We start from the raw sequence: 16,926 nt of genomic DNA, 5'->3' as shown, positions 1-16,926 counted from the left end.
AGAGCGAACAGGGGCAAGCGAACAGGCCGGACCGTCGGCGCCAACAGGCCACGGCTACCATCGATGTATGACTGTTCCCACACTGTCCCTGTCCACCGAGTCCGCGCGGGCCTCTGCCGCCGACGTTCTCATCCTCGCTGCGCTCCAAACGGATGATGGAGCGCGGCTGCTCGCCGACGTCACGCTCGGTGAGGCCCTGATCTCGTCGGTGGCGGCTCAACTACCGCTGCTGAACGCGACCGGCGCGCGTGATGAGGTGGTGCGTCTGGTGGCCGATGTCGGGACCCCGCGCGGGATCGCCATCGTCGGGCTCGGACGGCAGGTCAGCACCGACACCCTCCGCCACGCGGCGGGTTCAGCCGTACGCCAACTGACCGGTGCCGCCTCGGTTGCCTTCGCAATTCCGCTGACCGACGCCGCTCAGGTGGAGGCTGTGCTCGAGGGTGCTGCCCTCGGCGGCTACTCCTATACGACCTACCGTCACAGTTCACTCGCCGACGCGAAGCTGCCAGCCCACAGCGTCGTCGTGCACAGCACGACTCCGGCGGCATCCGCTGTGGACCGCGCCCTGGCCAGCGCCGAGGCGATCCGCCTGGTCAAGGACCTCGTGAACATGCCGCCGCTCGACCTTTACCCGGCGTCGCTCGCCGACCTGGCGATCCTGGCCGCGCGCGACCTGCCGCTCCAGGTGACCGTCTGGGATGAACACGAGCTCGCCGCCGACGGGTTCGGCGGCATCGTCGGCGTCGGAGCCGGATCCACCCGACCGCCGCGCCTGGTCAAGCTCAGCTATTCCCCGGCCGAGGCCGTCAAGCACCTCGCCCTCGTCGGCAAAGGCATCACCTTCGACACCGGCGGACTCTCCCTCAAACCACCGGCATCGATGGTCGGCATGAAATACGACATGACCGGTGCAGCCACGGTACTCGCCGTGGTCGTCGCCGCTGCCCGGCTCAAGCTGCCGGTGCGCATCACCGCGTGGATGTGCATCGCCGAGAACATGCCGTCGGGTTCGGCTATTCGACCCAATGACGTGCTTCGAATGCGCGGTGGCCGAACCGTCGAAGTGCTCAACACGGATGCCGAGGGTCGCCTCGTACTCGCCGACGGCCTCGTCGCCGCGGCCGAGGAACACCCCGACGCCATCGTCGACGTCGCGACCCTGACCGGAGCTCAGGTGGTCGCCCTCGGCAACCGTTATTTCGGCACGATGGGCGATGACGTTCTCGTGCAGCAGGTGCTCGCGGCCAGCGCCGCGGTCGGCGAGGCTGCCTGGCCAATGCCGTTCCCGGACGAGCTGCGCGCCACCCTCAATTCAGACGTCGCCGACATCGCAAACGCGAAGATTGGCAGCACAGCCGGCGGGATGCTCCTCGCCGGGGTCTTTCTGCGGGAATTCATCGGAACGGATGCCGCCGGGCAGACGATTCCGTGGGCTCACCTCGACATCGCCGGACCGGCCCAGAACTCCGGAGCCGGCTGGGGATTCACGGCAACCGGACCGACCGGCGTGTCCGTTCGAGCGCTGCTTCGACTGGCCGAGGACTTTTCACGCCCGTAGTACAGTCGTAGGGGCAAGAAAAGCTTGTCAAACCACGCGGCCGATCAGCACAATCCGTCGGTCGTTGTGACAGAACGTAATGCGCGAGGGAGTAGCTGAGTGTCGGAACAGAATTTTGACATTGTCGTTCTCGGTGGCGGAAGCGGTGGATACGCAGCAGCGCTGCGGGCCGTGCAGCTGGGATTCACCGTTGGTCTGATCGAGAAGGGCAAACTCGGCGGCACGTGCCTGCACGTTGGCTGCATCCCGACCAAGGCCCTCCTGCACTCGGCCGAGGTTGCCGACGTCAGCCGGGAAGCCGCGAAATACGGCGTCAAGACGGCGTTCGAGGGCATCGACATCGCTGCCGTCACCGCGTTCCGCGAGGGAATCGTGGCGAGCAAATACAAGGGACTGCAGGGTCTGATCAAGGCTCGCGGCATCACCGTGATCGCGGGCGAAGGCCACCTGGTCTCGCCTACGTCCGTTCAGGTCGGCGACGACCTGATCGTCGGCAAGAACGTGATCCTGGCCACGGGTTCCTACTCCCGGTCCCTGCCAGGCCTCGAGATCGGCGGCCGCGTCATCACGAGCGAGACTGCACTCGCCCTGGACTACGTTCCGAAGAAGGTTGCCGTGCTCGGCGGCGGCGTTATCGGTGTTGAGTTCGCCAGCGTCTGGAAGTCTTTCGGCGCCGACGTCACGATCATCGAAGCCCTGCCGCACCTCGTTCCCAACGAGGAAGAGTCCATCTCCAAGCAGCTCGAGCGCGCGTTCCGCAAGCGCGGTATCGAGTATTCCCTCGGCATCCGCTTTCAGAGTGTCACTCAGTCCGACTCTGGCGTCGTCGTCACCCTCGAGAACGGTGCGACCGTTGAGGCCGACCTCCTGCTCGTGGCCGTCGGCCGTGGCCCGGTCACGGCGGATCTCGGCTTCGACGAGGTCGGAGTCACCATGGACCGTGGGTTTGTTCTCACCGACGAGCGCCTCGCCACGAACATCCCGGGCGTCTACGCCGTAGGAGACATCGTTCCCGGGCTGCAGCTCGCGCACCGCGGTTTTCAACAGGGCATCTTCGTTGCCGAGGAAATCGCCGGGTTGAACCCGATCATTGTCGAGGACGTGAACATCCCCAAGGTCACCTACTGTGACCCAGAAGTCGCCTCCGTCGGGTACAGCGAAGCCAAGGCCGCCGACAAATTCGGTGCCGACCAGATTTCCACCTACGAGTACAACCTCGGCGGAAACGGCAAGAGCTCGATTCTCGGTACCGCCGGTTCCGTCAAGCTCGTACGGGTCAAGGACGGCCCCATCGTGGGCATTCACATGATCGGTGCCCGCGTCGGCGAGCTCATCGGCGAAGGCCAGCTCGTGGTGAACTGGGAAGCGTACCCGGAGGACATCGCTCCGTTCCTGCACGCGCATCCGACGCAGAATGAAGCGATGGGTGAGGCCTTCCTGGCCCTCGCTGGCAAACCGCTTCACGCGATGTAGGCGGATCCCACCATTTTCATCCAAATTTTAGACAAGCAAACGGTTTTGAAGGAGACATACGCATGAGCGAATCCGTCAGCCTCCCGGCACTCGGAGAGAGTGTTACAGAGGGCACGGTCACCCGCTGGCTCAAGAACGTGGGCGACCGCGTGGAGGTCGATGAGCCGTTGCTCGAGGTATCGACCGACAAGGTGGACACGGAAATCCCGTCCCCGGTCGCCGGCATCATTGAAGCCATCCTGGTGCAGGAAGACGAGACCGTCGAGGTCGGCACCCCGCTCGTCACTATCGGCGATGGATCCGGCGCTGCCGCACCCGCTGCCGAGGCGCCTGCACCGGTTGCAGCACCGGAGCCCGTCGCGGCACCGGTCGCAGCACCGGAGCCCGTCGCGGCACCGGTCGCAGCACCGGAGCCCGTCGCAGCCCCCGTGGCAGCTCCAGCACCGGTTGCAGCACCGGAGCCCGTGGCTGCTCCAACACCGGTCGCCCTCGCCCCCGTGGCCGCTCCTGCACCGGTTGCCCCCGCCCCCGTCGCTGCAGCACCCGCGCCCGTCGCTGCTGCGGCACCGGCCGTCGCCTCCCCCGCAGCTCGTGGCTCACACGCCGGCACCAGCGGTTACGTCACCCCGATCGTGCGCAAGCTCGCGAACGAGGCCGGCGTCGACCTGTCGACGATTAGCGGCACCGGCGTGGGCGGACGTATCCGCAAGGAAGACATCGTGCAGGCCGCCTCGGCTGGCGGCGCGGCCGCAGTTGCCCCCGTGGTGGAGGTTTCGCCGCTGCGCGGCACCACCCAGCCGATGTCCCGCCTGCGCAAGGTCGTCGCCGAGCGTGCTGTCATCTCGATGCAGTCATCAGCTCAGCTCACCACCGTGGTCGAGGTCGATGTCACCCGCGTCGCTATGTTGCGTGACCGGGTCAAGGGTGCGTTCGCCGAGAAGACGGGCAACAAGCTCTCATTCCTGCCGTTTTTCGCCCTCGCTGCCGCCGAGGCACTTCGGGCTATCCCGATCGTGAACGCCACGATCGAGGGAGACACGATCGTGTATCCGGCCTCGGAGAACATCAGTATCGCCGTTGACACCGAGCGTGGCCTGCTGACTCCGGTCGTGCGTAACGCCGGGGAACTCGATCTGGCCGGTTTCGCCGCCCAGATCGCCGACCTCGCCGCTCGCACCCGTGACAACAAGCTCAAGCCCGATGAATTGAGTGGCGGAACGTTTACGCTGACCAACACCGGTTCGCGCGGTGCCTTGTTCGATACCCCCGTCGTGTTCCTGCCGCAGAGCGCCATTCTCGGAACCGGAATCGTCTACAAGAAGCCGCTTGTGGTTACCAACGACGGCCTCGACTCCATCGCCATCCGATCCAGCGTGTACCTCGCGCTGTCTTACGACCACCGCATCATCGATGGAGCGGATGCTGCCCGCTTCCTGACCACGATGAAGGCACGGCTCGAAGCCGGAGCGTTCGAGGGCGACCTCGGCATCTGATGCCGGGCATCTTCGAACCTGCTTGACGCTCACCGAGCTGACTCAGTAGTCGAATATCTCACGGAGACGCCAGCCACCCTCGCCCTTGACCACAAGGACCGAGGCTGGCTGGCCTTTTTCGTCCCCCGGCTCCGGGGTCAGCCCGACGACGGCCAAGTCGCCGTTTCGTTCCGCCAGTGCCGGCAGGAAACCCACGTAGTCGGCCATGTTGCGGCCCGTTCTGCCCTGCTGACGTTCGCGCGCGTCGTAGCTGTCTAGGGCCAGCATGGCCGAACCGGTCTGATCCACGTCGACCAGACAGACCAGGGACGAGGTCGCCAGACAGGACGCCCGGCGCGCAAGCAGCGCCACGACTGCCGGTACGGGGTCGTCTCCCGCTATTGCCGCCGGGTCGGGGGCTGCCGCACCGTCCGCGACGGGCCGTGCGCCAGCCCGGTCGGTGTTCGAATCGGTGTTCGGGTCGGCAGGCGGGTCGGCAGGCGGGTCGGCCGAGCCTGCGGCATCCGCTGGTGCAGTGGCCGGTGGAGAGTCGCTGGCCGGGGCCCGTGAGACTGTGTCTTTATCTGCCCCCACTCCATCTGCCTGCCCAGACACGGGAAACAGGGTAAGAGCGAGTACGAAAACGCTCGCACCGCCGAGGACCGACACCAGGAGTGGCCGTCGGTGGCCGTGCAGCCGCTTGCGGAGCACGTGCCCGGCGTCTCTGAGCGGATGCGAGTCGACCACGGTCGCGAGGGCCCGACCCAACCAGGCTGGCGGTTGCAATCCTCGCCCCCGTACCGCCCAGCGGTCGGAGAACCTGCGCAGGGCGTCGCCGGCTGCACCGAAGCGTCCGCGGGGCGGCTGATCATCGAATTCACGGTCGAATCTGTCGTCGATTTGAAAGTCAACGTGGGCGGACCCGTCATCGAAGTCGGGGTCTGCTGGGCCGGCCAGACCATCGTCGAGATGAATCCGGCGATTGTCTGAGAACTTGTTCGGTGCCTGATTGGTACAGTTCTGATCGGCATACTCGTGAATGGCGATGTCGTGTTCGCTGGCCGAGGGGGCCGGCACGACGCCACGAGATGTCGAGCGGACCTCGGGAACGGACCGGCTCGGAGCGTTCGTGTCTGGTTGGGAAGCGGATGGAAAACCGCGCAACGGTGCGGCATCGGCCCACTCGAAGAGGTCGTGTTCCAGGACATCGAGCACGGTCCCCAGGGGCGCGCCGGCAGCGCTTGCCCCGGATCCCCGGATACCGGTCGGGTTGGTGGCGGCCTCGAATCGCCGCAACACCGCCGCCCCACTCAGAAATTGCGGGTGTGCCGGGTCGAGCGTGTCGACGAGGGACTGCATCAAGATACCCAGGCGAGCGTAGTCCGCCTGGAGCAGTCGGATCCGCTCTCGGGTATCGTCGCTGAACCGCGAAACAGCGCCGAAACCGGTCAGCACGGCTCGACCGTTCTCGTCGAGCAGGACGGTGGCCTGGCTTAGGCTCCCGTGCGCAAACCCGGCAGCGTGCATGGACCTCAGCGCGACGGTGACCGGTGCCAGCAGCGTTACGACCTCCTCGGGGGACAGCCGCGGGTTGGCCACGAGGTATCGTGCCAGGGATCCCCCGGCGAGTCGTTCCAGCACCAGGCAGATTCGACCGTCAGCGAGCTGCGCGACATCAAGCAGGTGCACGAGCCCGGGCGCTGCCAATGACGTAAGCACGGCGATATCGAGCTCGATACCGGCTGCCGCGGTGTCGGCCCGAAAGATTTTCAGGGCCACGGCCTGGTTGCTCGGGGAATGCCCCAGGTACACCGTGGCTCGATCTCCCGTGCCCAGCAAGCGAATCACTCGGTGTCCGGCGACGACGCCATCCGTGTGCATCGTTCCCGCAGCGGTGACCTCAGCTTCACCGCGAGGTGGCGTGTACGGGCCACGACGAGGACGAAGCGATGTCGTATCGTCGACCGGGGCCAGTAGCAGTTCAGTGCGTCGTTTCACACCTCCATGATCGGGTGGGGGCCCGGTCAGCCGTGTAGCGCATCCCGCATCCGTGCAGAACAAACAATGTTCTTTCACGGTGGAGGAGCCGAGGCATCCGCTAGGCGCCGGCCGCCGGCGCTGACACCGCCCACCAGGCCAACTCTGCCCCTAGACTGGGGAGATGCTCGACTTTGTCGTCGCGGGGCTAAGCGCCAACTCCGTGCCGTATGTTGAGGGCCTTGAGCTCCAACGCGCAGTCCACCGTTCCGTCGTCGCCAGAGAGCGCCCGGACACCGTCCTCCTCCTGGAGCATCCGGCCGTCTACACCGCCGGAAAACGCACCCTGCCCGAGGAACGCCCCATTGACGACACGCCGGTCATCGACGTCGACCGCGGTGGCAAAATTACCTGGCACGGCCCCGGCCAATTGGTCGGCTACCCCATCTTGCACCTTCAGGAACCCGTCGACGTTGTCGGCTACGTTCGCTCCCTCGAAGGCATGCTGATCGAGGTCCTGATCGACTTCGGCATCGATGCGGTCCGGGTGCCGGGACGTTCAGGGGTGTGGGTCGGCGAAGCCGGTCACGAAGACAAGATCGCCGCCATCGGCATTCGGGTCGCCGAGGGTGTGACCATGCACGGCTTCGCGCTCAATTGCAGCAACTCGCTCGAACCCTACTCGCGCATCGTCGCCTGCGGAATCCGCGACGCCGGCGTTACCACGATGTCACGCGTGCTCGGGCACGCCGTCAACCCCGGCGAGCTGATCGACCCCATCACCGAAGCCTTCCTTCGCGCGCCGGGCCTGAACCCGACCAGCCTGTCCCCCGCCAGCTGCTCCCCTGTCAGCTGCTCCCCCGCCAGCCTTGAGACCGTCAGGACGCACGCATGAGCGCAGTACCCGAAGGCCGCAAACTCCTGCGCCTGGAAATTCGCAACGCCCAAACGCCGATCGAGCGCAAGCCCGCCTGGATCAAGACGGTCGCCAGGATGGGGCCTGAATACCAGAAACTCCAAAGTCTGGTCAAGAGCGAAAACCTGCACACCGTGTGTCAGGAAGCAGGCTGCCCCAACATCTTTGAATGCTGGGAAGACCGCGAAGCAACCTTTTTGATCGGGGGCTCCCAGTGCACCCGGCGATGTGACTTCTGCCAGATCGACACCGGAAAACCGGCCGACTACGACACCGACGAACCGCGCCGCGTCGGCGAATCCGTGGTGACCATGAACCTGCGCTACGCGACAGTCACCGGCGTGGCTCGCGACGACCTGCCCGATGAGGGCGCCTGGTTGTATGCCGAGACGATTCGCCAGATTCACCAGCAAAGTCCTGGTACCGGCGTTGAGATTCTCGTGCCGGACTTCTCCGGCAACCCGGAACACCTCGCCCAGGTTTTCGACGCCAAACCGGAGGTATTCGCGCACAACGTGGAGACCGTGCCGCGCATCTTCAAGCGCATCCGCCCGGCGTTTCGCTACGACCGATCGCTCGACGTGCTCACCCAGGGCCGGAACGCCGGCCTGATCACCAAATCCAACCTGATTCTCGGCATGGGCGAAGAACGTGCGGAGATCACCCAGGCGCTGCACGACCTCTACCAGGCCGGAACCGACATCATCACCATCACCCAATACCTGCGTCCGAGTGCCCGGCACCTGCCGGTGGCACGCTGGGTGCGCCCGGAAGAGTTCGTCGAGCTCAACGAAGAAGCCAAGGAGATCGGCTTTCTGGGCGTTCTCTCCGGCCCGCTCGTGCGCTCGTCCTATCGTGCTGGTCGTCTGTGGGCCCAGTCCATGGTCGCGACCGGACGGGCGATACCGCCCGAACTGCGCCAACTGGCGGATGCCCAGCTCGGCTTTGCCCAGGCCGTTTCGTAATGCGAATTCGGTCACGCGGCATTCGAGTGACTGGGTAGTCTTATACCCATGGCACGCAGCAAGGAAAAGACCCCCAAAAAAGCAAAACAGCCCGGCCGCTTGAAGCAAATGTGGCAGGTTTTCCAGATGACGAGACGCTACGACTCGAACATCGTCTGGATTCTGGTTTTGGCCTTCCTCATACCCGTTCTGATCAGCCTGGCACTGGCCCTGCTGATCCCGGGCAGCAACGTCTTCACGATGGTGCTCTGGATCGTCGCTGGCGTGCTCGCCGGTATTCTGGCGATGCTTATCATCCTCGGTAGACGTGCCGAGAAAGCCGCCTATTCGCAGATCGAGGGCCAGCCTGGTGCCGTGGGGGCAGTGTTGCGCAGTTCGCTCAAGCGGGGCTGGGTCGGCAGTGAGATGCCGGTAGCCGTCAACGGTAAAACCCAGGATGCGGTCTATCGTGCGGTCGGTCGCGGCGGCGTCGTGCTGATCAGCGAGGGCCCCAAGACGCGCACTGCCCGCATGCTTGACGAGGAGAAGCGCAAAATCGTGCGTATCGGCGGCAACGTCGGCGTCACCGTGATCTCGGTCGGACCCGACGAAGACGCCGTGCCGCTGCACAAGCTGGCACGCCGCCTCACCCGGATCAAGCCCACCCTGACCAAGGCCGAAGTGCTGGCCGTGAACAACCGCCTCAATTCCATGGGCACCAAACTTCCCATCCCCAAGGGCGTCGACCCGATGAAGGCGCGCCCGCAGCGCGGCTGACGCCGCTCAGGCAGGAATGAAGGGCCGGACACGTTGTCCGGCCCTTCATCGTTCTGACGTTCGCTCTACCGGCGAATCTGCAATTTCGACCCGCGAATCTCGACCGGTGAATCCGGGCTGGCGAATCCCTACTGGCGAATCCCTACTGGCAAATCCCTACTGGCGGATAAGCGCTGTCCCAGCGATCTTGTCGTGGAAGCCGCGCTGGTCGGAGTCCCACACCAGCGCGGGAAGCGCAATGCCCAGCAGTACGGAGCGAACGACCGGCCGCCACAGTCCGACCCACCCGCCGTGGATGGAAATGATCCGCAGCCCTACGAGACGATGACCGATACTGGCACCGATCGTCGGAATGAAGACGATTTGCATAATGACGAAAATGATCAGGTTCGCGGCCGGATCGTAGTCGAAGAAGATCGCGGAGACTCCGATGGCGATCGCCCAGTCGATGGCGAAGCCGAGCAGGCGCCGCCAGGGACGGCCTATGGAACTCGGGCCGATCTGGGGTAATCCGAGCCGCTCCCCCGGCCATTTGCTGGGCGGAAGCTGACCAAAAGTGTTCGGGCGGGAGCTGGAGTCTGGCACCCGATGAGTCTACCGAGGAGCCGCCGCTGTAACATGGGCGAAACATAAGCGTCACGGACAAGTAACGCAGCGCTACTAATCTCAATGAAACCGATGTAACCGATTCGGTCGTTTCCATACCCCCGTCGTCTGGAGTTAATCCGCATGTTCCGCGATTCGTCCGAAGTGCTTAAATTCATTAATGACAATGACGTCAAGTTTCTTGACATCCGTTTCACCGATCTCCCCGGTGTGCAGCAGCACTTCAACATTCCGGCCTCCACCGTCGATGAAGAGTTCTTCACCGTTGGTCAAATGTTTGATGGCTCCTCGATCCGCGGTTTCGCGTCGATCCACGAATCAGACATGCAGCTCATTCCCGACGTATCGACTGCGTACCTCGACCCGTTCCGCGCCGAGAAGACGCTCATTATGCTCTTCGACATCTACAACCCCCGTAATGGTGAGATTTACTCGAAGGACCCGCGCCAGGTAGCAAAGAAGGCCGAGAAGTACCTCGCCTCCACCGGCATCGGCGACACCGCCTTCTTCGGCTCCGAAGCGGAGTTCTACATCTTCGACGACGTGCGCTACGAAGTGAACCAGCACACCAGCTACTACAAGGTCGACTCCAGCGAGGGTGCCTGGAACTCAGGCCGCAAGGAAGACGGCGGAAACCTCGCCAACAAGACACCCTTCAAGGGTGGCTACTTTCCAGTCAGCCCGGTCGACCAGCACATTGACATGCGCGATGACATCTGCCTCAAGTTGATCGAATCGGGCCTCATCCTTGAACGCAGCCACCACGAAGTGGGCACCGGCGGTCAGGGCGAGATCAACTACAAGTTCGACACCATGGTGACGGCCGCAGACGACCTGCTCAAGTTCAAGTACATCGTCAAAAACACCGCGCACGAGTGGAACAAGACCGCCACGTTTATGCCGAAGCCGCTATTCGGCGACAACGGGTCTGGCATGCACACGCACCAGTCCCTGTGGGCCGACGGTAAGCCTTTGTTCTATGATGAGGCCGGCTACGGTGGCCTGTCTGACCTGGCGCGCTGGTACATCGGCGGCCTGCTCAAGCACGCCCCCGCCGTACTGGCTTTCACGAACCCCACGGTCAATTCGTACCACCGTCTCGTTCCCGGCTTTGAAGCCCCGGTCAACCTGGTCTACTCGGCCGGAAACCGTTCCGCGTCGATTCGAATTCCGATCACCGGCACGAACCCGAAGGCCAAGCGCCTCGAATTCCGCGCTCCCGACGCGTCCGGCAACCCGTACCTCGCCTTCGCCGCGCAGCTCATGGCCGGTCTCGACGGTATTAAAAACCGCATCGAGCCGCACGAGCCAGTCGACAAGGACCTCTACGAGCTTCCCCCCGAAGAAGCCAAAAACATTCCCCAGCTTCCCGCCTCGCTTGAGGAGGCCCTGCAGGCCCTCGAAGCTGACCACGACTTTTTGCTCGCAGGCAACGTCTTCACGCCCGAACTGATCGAAACCTGGATCCAGTACAAGCGTGAAAACGAGATCAAGCCGCTTGCCCAGCGTCCGCACCCGTTTGAGTTCGAACTGTACTACGGCGTTTAAGCCCCAGCAACCACAGTTGAACGAAGTACTGCGGTAGCAACACAGGAAAGGGACCTCATCTTGGGATGCGGGTCCCTTTCCTGTTGCGGCTGACCAGGCCGGTTGCCGCGCCGGCCGGCCGGGTCAGCCGACGGAGGGTCAGCCGACGGAGGGTCAGCCGACGGTGGGTCCTGGACGTTCCACGGGACCATAGAAAAGACGCTCGAACACCGCGCGGGAGCGTCGGGTCACGGCGAGGTAGTCGTCTTCGAGCTGGTTTCCCGACCCTGGCGGGTATTCCATGACCCGAGCGATTCCCTCCAAGGCCGCGCGATCGGTCGGCAGCACGTTCGAGGTGTGGTTCGTCCACAGCGTGATGGCCGAGCGGGCGCGGGACGCGAAGATCCACGCGCTACGCAACACCGCGGCATCCGCTGCCGGTATCAGTCCGGCACTGACGGCTTCAGCCAATGCTGACAGCGTGGATGTCGTTCGCAACGCTGGAATCGCTGCCGCGTGCCGGAGCTGCAGCAACTGCACCAGCCACTCCACGTCGCTGAGCGAGCCGCGCCCCAGCTTGAGGTGCCGGTTCGGGTCGGCGGCCTGCGGCAGACGCTCGTTTTCTACCCGAGCTTTGATGCGGCGCACCTCCCGCACGGCCTGCTCGCTGATGGCGGCCGGGTAGCGCACCTCGTCGGCGACCGCTCCGAAATCGCGCAACAACGCGGCGTCTCCGGCCACACCGCGTCCGCGGAGTAGCGCTTGGGCCTCCCAGGTCATCGACCAGCGGCGGTAGTACGCCTGGTAGGAGTCGAGCGACCGCACCACCGGACCGTTGCTGCCCTCCGGCCGCAGCCCGATGTCCAGGTCGAGCGGCAACCGACCGTCTTCGGTGAGCCGGGTGAGCTCCCGTACGATGTAGCGGGCCCGCTCGTTGGCCGCTTCGCCCTCGAGGGTGCCAGCGCGGAACACGTACATGACGTCGGCGTCGGAGCCAAAACCGAGCTCGGCTCCCCCGAACCGGCCCATACCGATCACGCCGAATTCAATCCCGTCGCCGGCGAAACGTGCGGAAACAGCCTCGCCGCCGGCCACCTCGGTACCCCAATGAACGGTCAGGTCTCCCCCGCGGATGGCGGCGATGACACCCCGAATATAGGTCGCGTTGACATCGGTCAGGCCCTGGCCAAGCTGGTCTAGGTCGATCTGGCCGAGGAGCGACGCGAAGGCCAGCCGAAGCATCTCGCGGCGCCGCGCCGCGCGCAGAATCGTTGCTGCGGCATCCGGGCTCTCATGCCGTCCCAGCACGGCCCGGGCTTCGTCCTGCAGAGCCTTGAGTGGTCGCGGCTGAAGATCAGCCTCGTCTTCGAGCCAGGCCACCGCTTCGGGGATCTTCTCCAGCAACTCGCCGATGTACCGGCTTCCCGACACCACGCGGGTGAGGCGCTCGGCGGCGCCTGAGGAGTCCCGCAGCATGCGCAGAAACCAGTAGGTCGAGCCGAGGTTGTCGCTCAGTCGCCGAAAAACCAGAAAACCGTAGTCCGGGTCGGCTCCCTGCGACAGCCACTGCAATAAGACGGGAAGCAGGTGCCGCTGGATGGCCGCACGCCTGGACACCCCGCCGGAAAGGGCCGCGATGTGCGCGAGCGCGCCCTTGGTATTGAGAAAGCCGATCGCCGCTAGGCGCGCTTCGGCCTGCGCGCTCGTCAGGTTCAGGCCTTCCGCCGGCAGCGAGGCCACGGCCGACAGCAAGGGGCGGTAGAACAGCCGTTCGTGCAGGCCACGAACGCGTTGTTTTGTCTCAGACCAGCGGATGGTCAGCCCGGCAGCGCTCGTGGCCAGGCCGGTGGACCGGGCCAGCACCCGCAGCTGGGCTTCGTCACGGGGCACCAGGTGGGTTCGGCGCAATTTCTGCAACTGCAGCCGATGTTCCATCAGGCGCAGCATGCGATAGTCGTGGGCGAATTCGGTGGCTTCCGCACGGCCGACGTACCCCGCCGTGGCCAGCGCGGCCAGCGCCGGGAGTGTGCCAGCCTGGCGAACGTCGGCATCGGTCTGGCCGTGCACCAGCTGGAGCAGTTGTACCGTGAACTCGATGTCGCGCAGCCCACCGGGGCCTAGCTTGAGCTGCACGTCGACCTCATCGTCGGGAATGTTGTCGGTGACTCGTTCCCGCATCCGCTGAACGGATTCAACGAAATTCTCCCGGCTGGCGCTGCTCCAGACCTTGGGCGTGACGGCGTCGATGTAGCGAGCGCCGAGCTCCCGGTCTCCGGCCAGCGTGCGGGCCTTGAGCAGAGCCTGGAACTCCCAACTCTTGGCCCAGCGGTCGTAGTAGGCCAGGTGCGATTCAATCGATCGCACGAGAGCGCCGCTTTTGCCCTCCGGGCGCAGGTTGGGGTCGACCTCCCACAGTTCCGGTTCAATCCCGGATTCGCCCAGACCCCTCATGATCAGCACCGCGAGTCGAGTGGCGATTTCAACGGCACGTGAGCTTTCCAGACCGGCCGTTTCGTCACCGTCCGCGACGAAGATGACGTCGACGTCGCTGACATAGTTGAGCTCGCTCGCACCAGCCTTGCCCATGCCGATGATGGCCAAGCGCGTGGCGCGCACCTGGTCGGTCAAAAAGACGCCGCGCCCGGCCGTGTCTCCGCTCGACATGGTGCGGGCGACTGTGAGGGCGGTTTCCAGCGCCGCGGTGGCGAGATCCGACAGGGTGCGGGCTACGCCGTCAAGCCCGGCCACCGGGTCGACTTGTTCGAGGTCAAAGGCGGCGAGCTGCGCCAGCCGTCGACGGTAGCGAACTCGTAGGGCGACCCAGGCCTCATCGTCGATGAGGCGCGAGTAGCCGTCGACGGCACCGACAGCGTCGAGCAGGTCGTGCACCAGATCGTCGACGTTCGGGAGTTCGACCAGCGGCGTCGCCAGCACCGGTAATTCCTCGGGGTGTCGGAGGAAGAATTCGGTGAATCCGCTCGACGCCCCGAGAACTTTCAGGAGTCGCCCGGCCGTCGCGCACGTTCGGAGGAGTGCGAACAGTTCAGCTGACCCTTGTCGCAACAGAGCGACGAGGGCCACGAGCGCGGCATCCGGGCTGGCTGTTGCCGCGAGCAGTGGCAACAGCGTCCGGGTATCGGTCGACCGGCCGGTCGCACCCGAGCCGCTGTGCGGGCTGTCCGCACCGAGCTGGGCGACCTCCTCGAGGCGCGCACGCACCTCGGCGAGGTCAACGAATCCGACCCGAACGAGTTCGGTCAGGGTCAATTTCAAACGCTCCATCGCGGGTGTTTCCTTCGATCGTCGACCCCGGTGCGGAGTTAGAGCATCTCCAGGTTTTTCTGCAGTTCGAACGGGGTAACCTGCGACCGATAATCGCGCCACTCCTGCCGCTTGTTCAGCAGAACGTAGTTGAAGACCTGTTCGCCAAGGGTTTCGGCGACGAGCTCCGACTCCTCCATGAACTGGATGGCATGGTCGAGGCTGGCCGGCAGCTGCGTGTAGCCGAGCGCACGACGTTCGGTATCGCTGAGGCTCCACACGTTGTCTTCAGCCTCTGGCGGCAGCTCGTAGCCCTCGTCGATGCCCTTCAGGCCGGCGGCAAGCATGAGCGAGTACGCGAGGTAGGGGTTGGCCGCCGAATCAATGGCGCGGTACTCCACCCGGGCGCTCTGGCCCTTGTTGGGCTTGTAAAGCGGAACGCGCACCAGCGCCGACCGGTTGTTGTGACCCCAGCAGACGAAGCTCGGGGCCTCGTCGCCGCCCCACAGCCTCTTGTACGAGTTGACGAACTGGTTGGTAACCGCGGTGATCTCCGGGGCGTGCTTGAGCAGACCGGCGATGAACTGGCGGCCGATCTTGGAGAGCTGGTATTTGGCGCCAGCCTCGTAGAAGGCGTTTGCGTCGCCCTCGAATAGCGACATGTGGGTGTGCATGCCGGATCCCGGATGCTCGGACATGGGCTTGGGCATGAACGTCGCGTAGACGCCCTGTTCGATCGCCACTTCTTTGACCACGGTTCGGAAGGTCATGATGTTGTCGGCGGTGGTCAGCGCGTCGGCGTAGCGCAGGTCGATTTCATTCTGGCCAGGACCGGCCTCGTGGTGACTGAATTCCACGGAAATTCCAAGGTCTTCGAGCATGCGCACGGAGCGGCGACGAAAGTCGTGGGCGGTTCCGCCGGGAACGTTGTCGAAGTAGCCGGCCGAATCGACCGGAATCGGTCCGTTCTTGCCGTACTTCGACGACTTCAGCAGGTAGAACTCCACCTCGGGGTGGGTGTAAAAAGTGAAGCCACGATCGGCGGCCTTCGCCAGCGTGCGCTTGAGCACGTTGCGCGGGTCGGCCACGGCCGGCTGGCCGTCGGGGGTCGTGATGTCGCAGAACATGCGGGCGGTCGGATCGACTTCACCGCGCCAGGGCAGAATCTGAAAGGTGGTGGGATCCGGGTGGGCCAGCACATCCGCTTCGAAGGAACGTGTGAGGCCCTCGATGGCCGAACCGTCAAAACCGAGGCCTTCGTTGAAGGCGCCTTCAACCTCGGCCGGTGCAATGGCAACGGATTTCAGGGTGCCGACGACATCGGTGAACCAGAGTCGAACGAACTTGATTCCCCGTTCCTCGATGGTCCGAAGAACGAAGTCGCGCTGCTTGTCCATTCACGTTCTTTCTGATTGCTCCAACAGGTACGTTTTCAAATAGCCACTTTCTTACATAGCTAGTGTCTAGGCTACTGGCTCCCGGCACGATTGCCTGCCTGACTACACTTGTCGCATGCCAGAGTTGACAGCACCCGAGCCCGAGCCGACGGAATCTCCCTCGGAAGTCGCCGTGCAGCATCCCTATCGCGCGGAGGCCGGGCCCAAACGGGTGCGGACCCGACACTTTCAAAACGCTAAGTCGCAGGGCATCCCCATTACGGGCCTGACCAGCTATGACATGCTCACCGCTCAAATCTTCGACGAGGCTGGGATCGACTTTCTCCTGGTCGGCGACTCTGCCGGCAACAACGTGTTCGGGTATGAGACGACCCTCCCGGTCACCGTCGACGAACTCATCCCACTTACCCGTGCCGTTGCGCGTGCGGTCATCCGCGCGTTCGTCGTTGCCGACATGCCCTTCGGCTCGTACGAGAGCGGTCCCGACCAGGCCCTGGCTACAGCCGTGCGGTTCATGAAGGAGGCCCAGGCCCACGCGGTGAAGCTCGAGGGCGGTCGGCGCAGCCATAAGCAGATCCGACGCATCGTCTCGGCTGGCATCCCCGTGATGGGTCACGTGGGATTCACCCCCCAAAGCGAACACGGCCTGGGTGGCCATATTATTCAGGGCCGGGGGGACGCCGCCGAAGAACTGCTCGCGGATGCTCTCGCCGTGCAAGACGCCGGGGCCTTCGCCGTCGTTCTGGAGATGGTGCCGGCGTCCGTCGCAGCTCGCGTGACGGAACGGCTGTCGATCCCCACCATCGGTGTCGGGGCCGGTCCTTCCGTTGACGGCCAGTTGCTCGTGTGGACCGATTTTGCGGGCATGACCAGTGGCCGGGTGCCCAAGTTCGTGCGCCAATATGCCGATGTGCGGGCGGTGCTGACGGATGCTGTGCAGCGTTTCACCGCGGACGTCGCCTCGGGCGCGTACCCGGCTACCGAGCACAGCTACGAGTAGAACCCGCAGATTGCG

Annotated in this window: 12 protein-coding genes; 8 read left to right on the top strand and 4 right to left on the bottom strand. The window is 64.5% G+C overall.

Going from position 1 to position 16,926, the window contains the following annotated elements; all coding sequences use genetic code 11:
- Nucleotides 1–67: 67 nt before the first annotated feature.
- The 3 genes from QMK31_RS00915 (at nucleotide 68) to QMK31_RS00905 (ending at nucleotide 4,527) form a co-directional block, all read left to right on the top strand.
- Nucleotides 68–1,561, top strand: a complete 1,494-nt coding sequence (locus QMK31_RS00915) for a leucyl aminopeptidase (RefSeq protein ID WP_283499085.1) — start codon at nucleotides 68–70, stop codon at nucleotides 1,559–1,561.
- 99 nt (nucleotides 1,562–1,660) lie between these two features.
- Nucleotides 1,661–3,034, top strand: a complete 1,374-nt coding sequence (gene lpdA / locus QMK31_RS00910; RefSeq protein ID WP_283499084.1) for a dihydrolipoyl dehydrogenase — start codon at nucleotides 1,661–1,663, stop codon at nucleotides 3,032–3,034.
- Between the two features lie 62 nt (nucleotides 3,035–3,096).
- The gene (locus QMK31_RS00905) at nucleotides 3,097–4,527 is read left to right on the top strand and encodes a 2-oxo acid dehydrogenase subunit E2 (RefSeq protein ID WP_283499083.1); all 1,431 of its coding nucleotides are present in this window, start codon (nucleotides 3,097–3,099) and stop codon (nucleotides 4,525–4,527) included.
- 42 nt (nucleotides 4,528–4,569) lie between these two features.
- On the opposite strand, the gene QMK31_RS00900 is transcribed toward QMK31_RS00905, so the two are convergent.
- Nucleotides 4,570–6,504 (bottom strand): protein kinase domain-containing protein, encoded by a 1,935-nt coding sequence (locus QMK31_RS00900; RefSeq protein WP_283499082.1) that lies wholly within the window; start codon nucleotides 6,502–6,504, stop codon nucleotides 4,570–4,572.
- 163 nt (nucleotides 6,505–6,667) lie between these two features.
- On the opposite strand from QMK31_RS00900, the gene lipB reads away from it, so the two are divergent.
- From lipB to QMK31_RS00885, 3 genes are read left to right on the top strand one after another with little or no spacing between them, the layout of a single operon-like run.
- A complete protein-coding gene (gene lipB, locus QMK31_RS00895) occupies nucleotides 6,668–7,378 on the top strand; it encodes a lipoyl(octanoyl) transferase LipB (RefSeq protein WP_283499081.1) in 711 nt (236 codons plus the stop codon).
- The gene (gene lipA / locus QMK31_RS00890; protein WP_283499080.1) at nucleotides 7,375–8,364 is read left to right on the top strand and encodes a lipoyl synthase; all 990 of its coding nucleotides are present in this window, start codon (nucleotides 7,375–7,377) and stop codon (nucleotides 8,362–8,364) included. The genes lipB and lipA overlap by 4 nt, the downstream gene beginning before the upstream one ends.
- 48 nt (nucleotides 8,365–8,412) lie before the next feature.
- Nucleotides 8,413–9,120 carry a DUF4191 domain-containing protein gene (locus tag QMK31_RS00885; RefSeq protein WP_134501353.1) on the top strand — a complete coding sequence of 236 codons (708 nt, stop codon included), beginning with the start codon at nucleotides 8,413–8,415 and terminating at the stop codon, nucleotides 9,118–9,120.
- A 156-nt stretch (nucleotides 9,121–9,276) separates the two neighbouring features.
- On the opposite strand, the gene QMK31_RS00880 is transcribed toward QMK31_RS00885, so the two are convergent.
- A complete protein-coding gene (locus QMK31_RS00880; RefSeq protein WP_283499079.1) occupies nucleotides 9,277–9,705 on the bottom strand; it encodes an RDD family protein in 429 nt (142 codons plus the stop codon).
- A gap of 144 nt (nucleotides 9,706–9,849) precedes the next feature.
- Between QMK31_RS00880 and glnA the strand changes: the two genes are divergently transcribed.
- Nucleotides 9,850–11,274, top strand: coding sequence for a type I glutamate--ammonia ligase (gene glnA, locus QMK31_RS00875; protein ID WP_283499078.1), 1,425 nt, complete (start codon nucleotides 9,850–9,852; stop codon nucleotides 11,272–11,274).
- Nucleotides 11,275–11,427: 153 nt separating this feature from the next.
- Here the strand turns inward: glnA and QMK31_RS00870 are convergent, their stop codons facing one another.
- On the bottom strand, nucleotides 11,428–14,535 hold the full coding sequence (locus tag QMK31_RS00870) for a bifunctional [glutamine synthetase] adenylyltransferase/[glutamine synthetase]-adenylyl-L-tyrosine phosphorylase (RefSeq protein WP_283499077.1): 3,108 nt from the start codon (nucleotides 14,533–14,535) through the stop codon (nucleotides 11,428–11,430).
- 38 nt (nucleotides 14,536–14,573) lie between these two features.
- Entirely contained in the window at nucleotides 14,574–15,911 is a 1,338-nt protein-coding gene (locus QMK31_RS00865) for a glutamine synthetase family protein (protein WP_134516085.1), read from the bottom strand.
- A 115-nt stretch (nucleotides 15,912–16,026) separates the two neighbouring features.
- Between QMK31_RS00865 and panB the strand changes: the two genes are divergently transcribed.
- The gene (panB, locus tag QMK31_RS00860) at nucleotides 16,027–16,911 is read left to right on the top strand and encodes a 3-methyl-2-oxobutanoate hydroxymethyltransferase (RefSeq protein WP_283499076.1); all 885 of its coding nucleotides are present in this window, start codon (nucleotides 16,027–16,029) and stop codon (nucleotides 16,909–16,911) included.
- The last annotated feature ends 15 nt before the right edge of the window (nucleotides 16,912–16,926 follow it).

This window comes from Cryobacterium sp. PH31-O1 (genome assembly GCF_030063455.1).
GTDB lineage: Bacteria > Actinomycetota > Actinomycetes > Actinomycetales > Microbacteriaceae > Cryobacterium.
This window is presented reverse-complemented; position numbering and strand designations above follow the sequence as displayed.

Excerpts from the sequence above, each read along its gene's own strand:
- panB (WP_283499076.1), top strand. The coding sequence starts at position 16,027 with ATGCCAGAGTTGACAGCACCCGAGCCCGAGCCGACGGAATCTCCCTCG.
- lipA (WP_283499080.1), top strand. The coding sequence starts at position 7,375 with ATGAGCGCAGTACCCGAAGGCCGCAAACTCCTGCGCCTGGAAATTCGC.
- QMK31_RS00885 (WP_134501353.1), top strand. The coding sequence starts at position 8,413 with ATGGCACGCAGCAAGGAAAAGACCCCCAAAAAAGCAAAACAGCCCGGC.
- QMK31_RS00905 (WP_283499083.1), top strand. The coding sequence starts at position 3,097 with ATGAGCGAATCCGTCAGCCTCCCGGCACTCGGAGAGAGTGTTACAGAG.
- glnA (WP_283499078.1), top strand. The coding sequence starts at position 9,850 with ATGTTCCGCGATTCGTCCGAAGTGCTTAAATTCATTAATGACAATGAC.
- QMK31_RS00870 (WP_283499077.1), bottom strand. The coding sequence starts at position 14,535 with ATGGAGCGTTTGAAATTGACCCTGACCGAACTCGTTCGGGTCGGATTC.
- QMK31_RS00865 (WP_134516085.1), bottom strand. The coding sequence starts at position 15,911 with ATGGACAAGCAGCGCGACTTCGTTCTTCGGACCATCGAGGAACGGGGA.
- QMK31_RS00915 (WP_283499085.1), top strand. The coding sequence starts at position 68 with ATGACTGTTCCCACACTGTCCCTGTCCACCGAGTCCGCGCGGGCCTCT.
- lipB (WP_283499081.1), top strand. The coding sequence starts at position 6,668 with ATGCTCGACTTTGTCGTCGCGGGGCTAAGCGCCAACTCCGTGCCGTAT.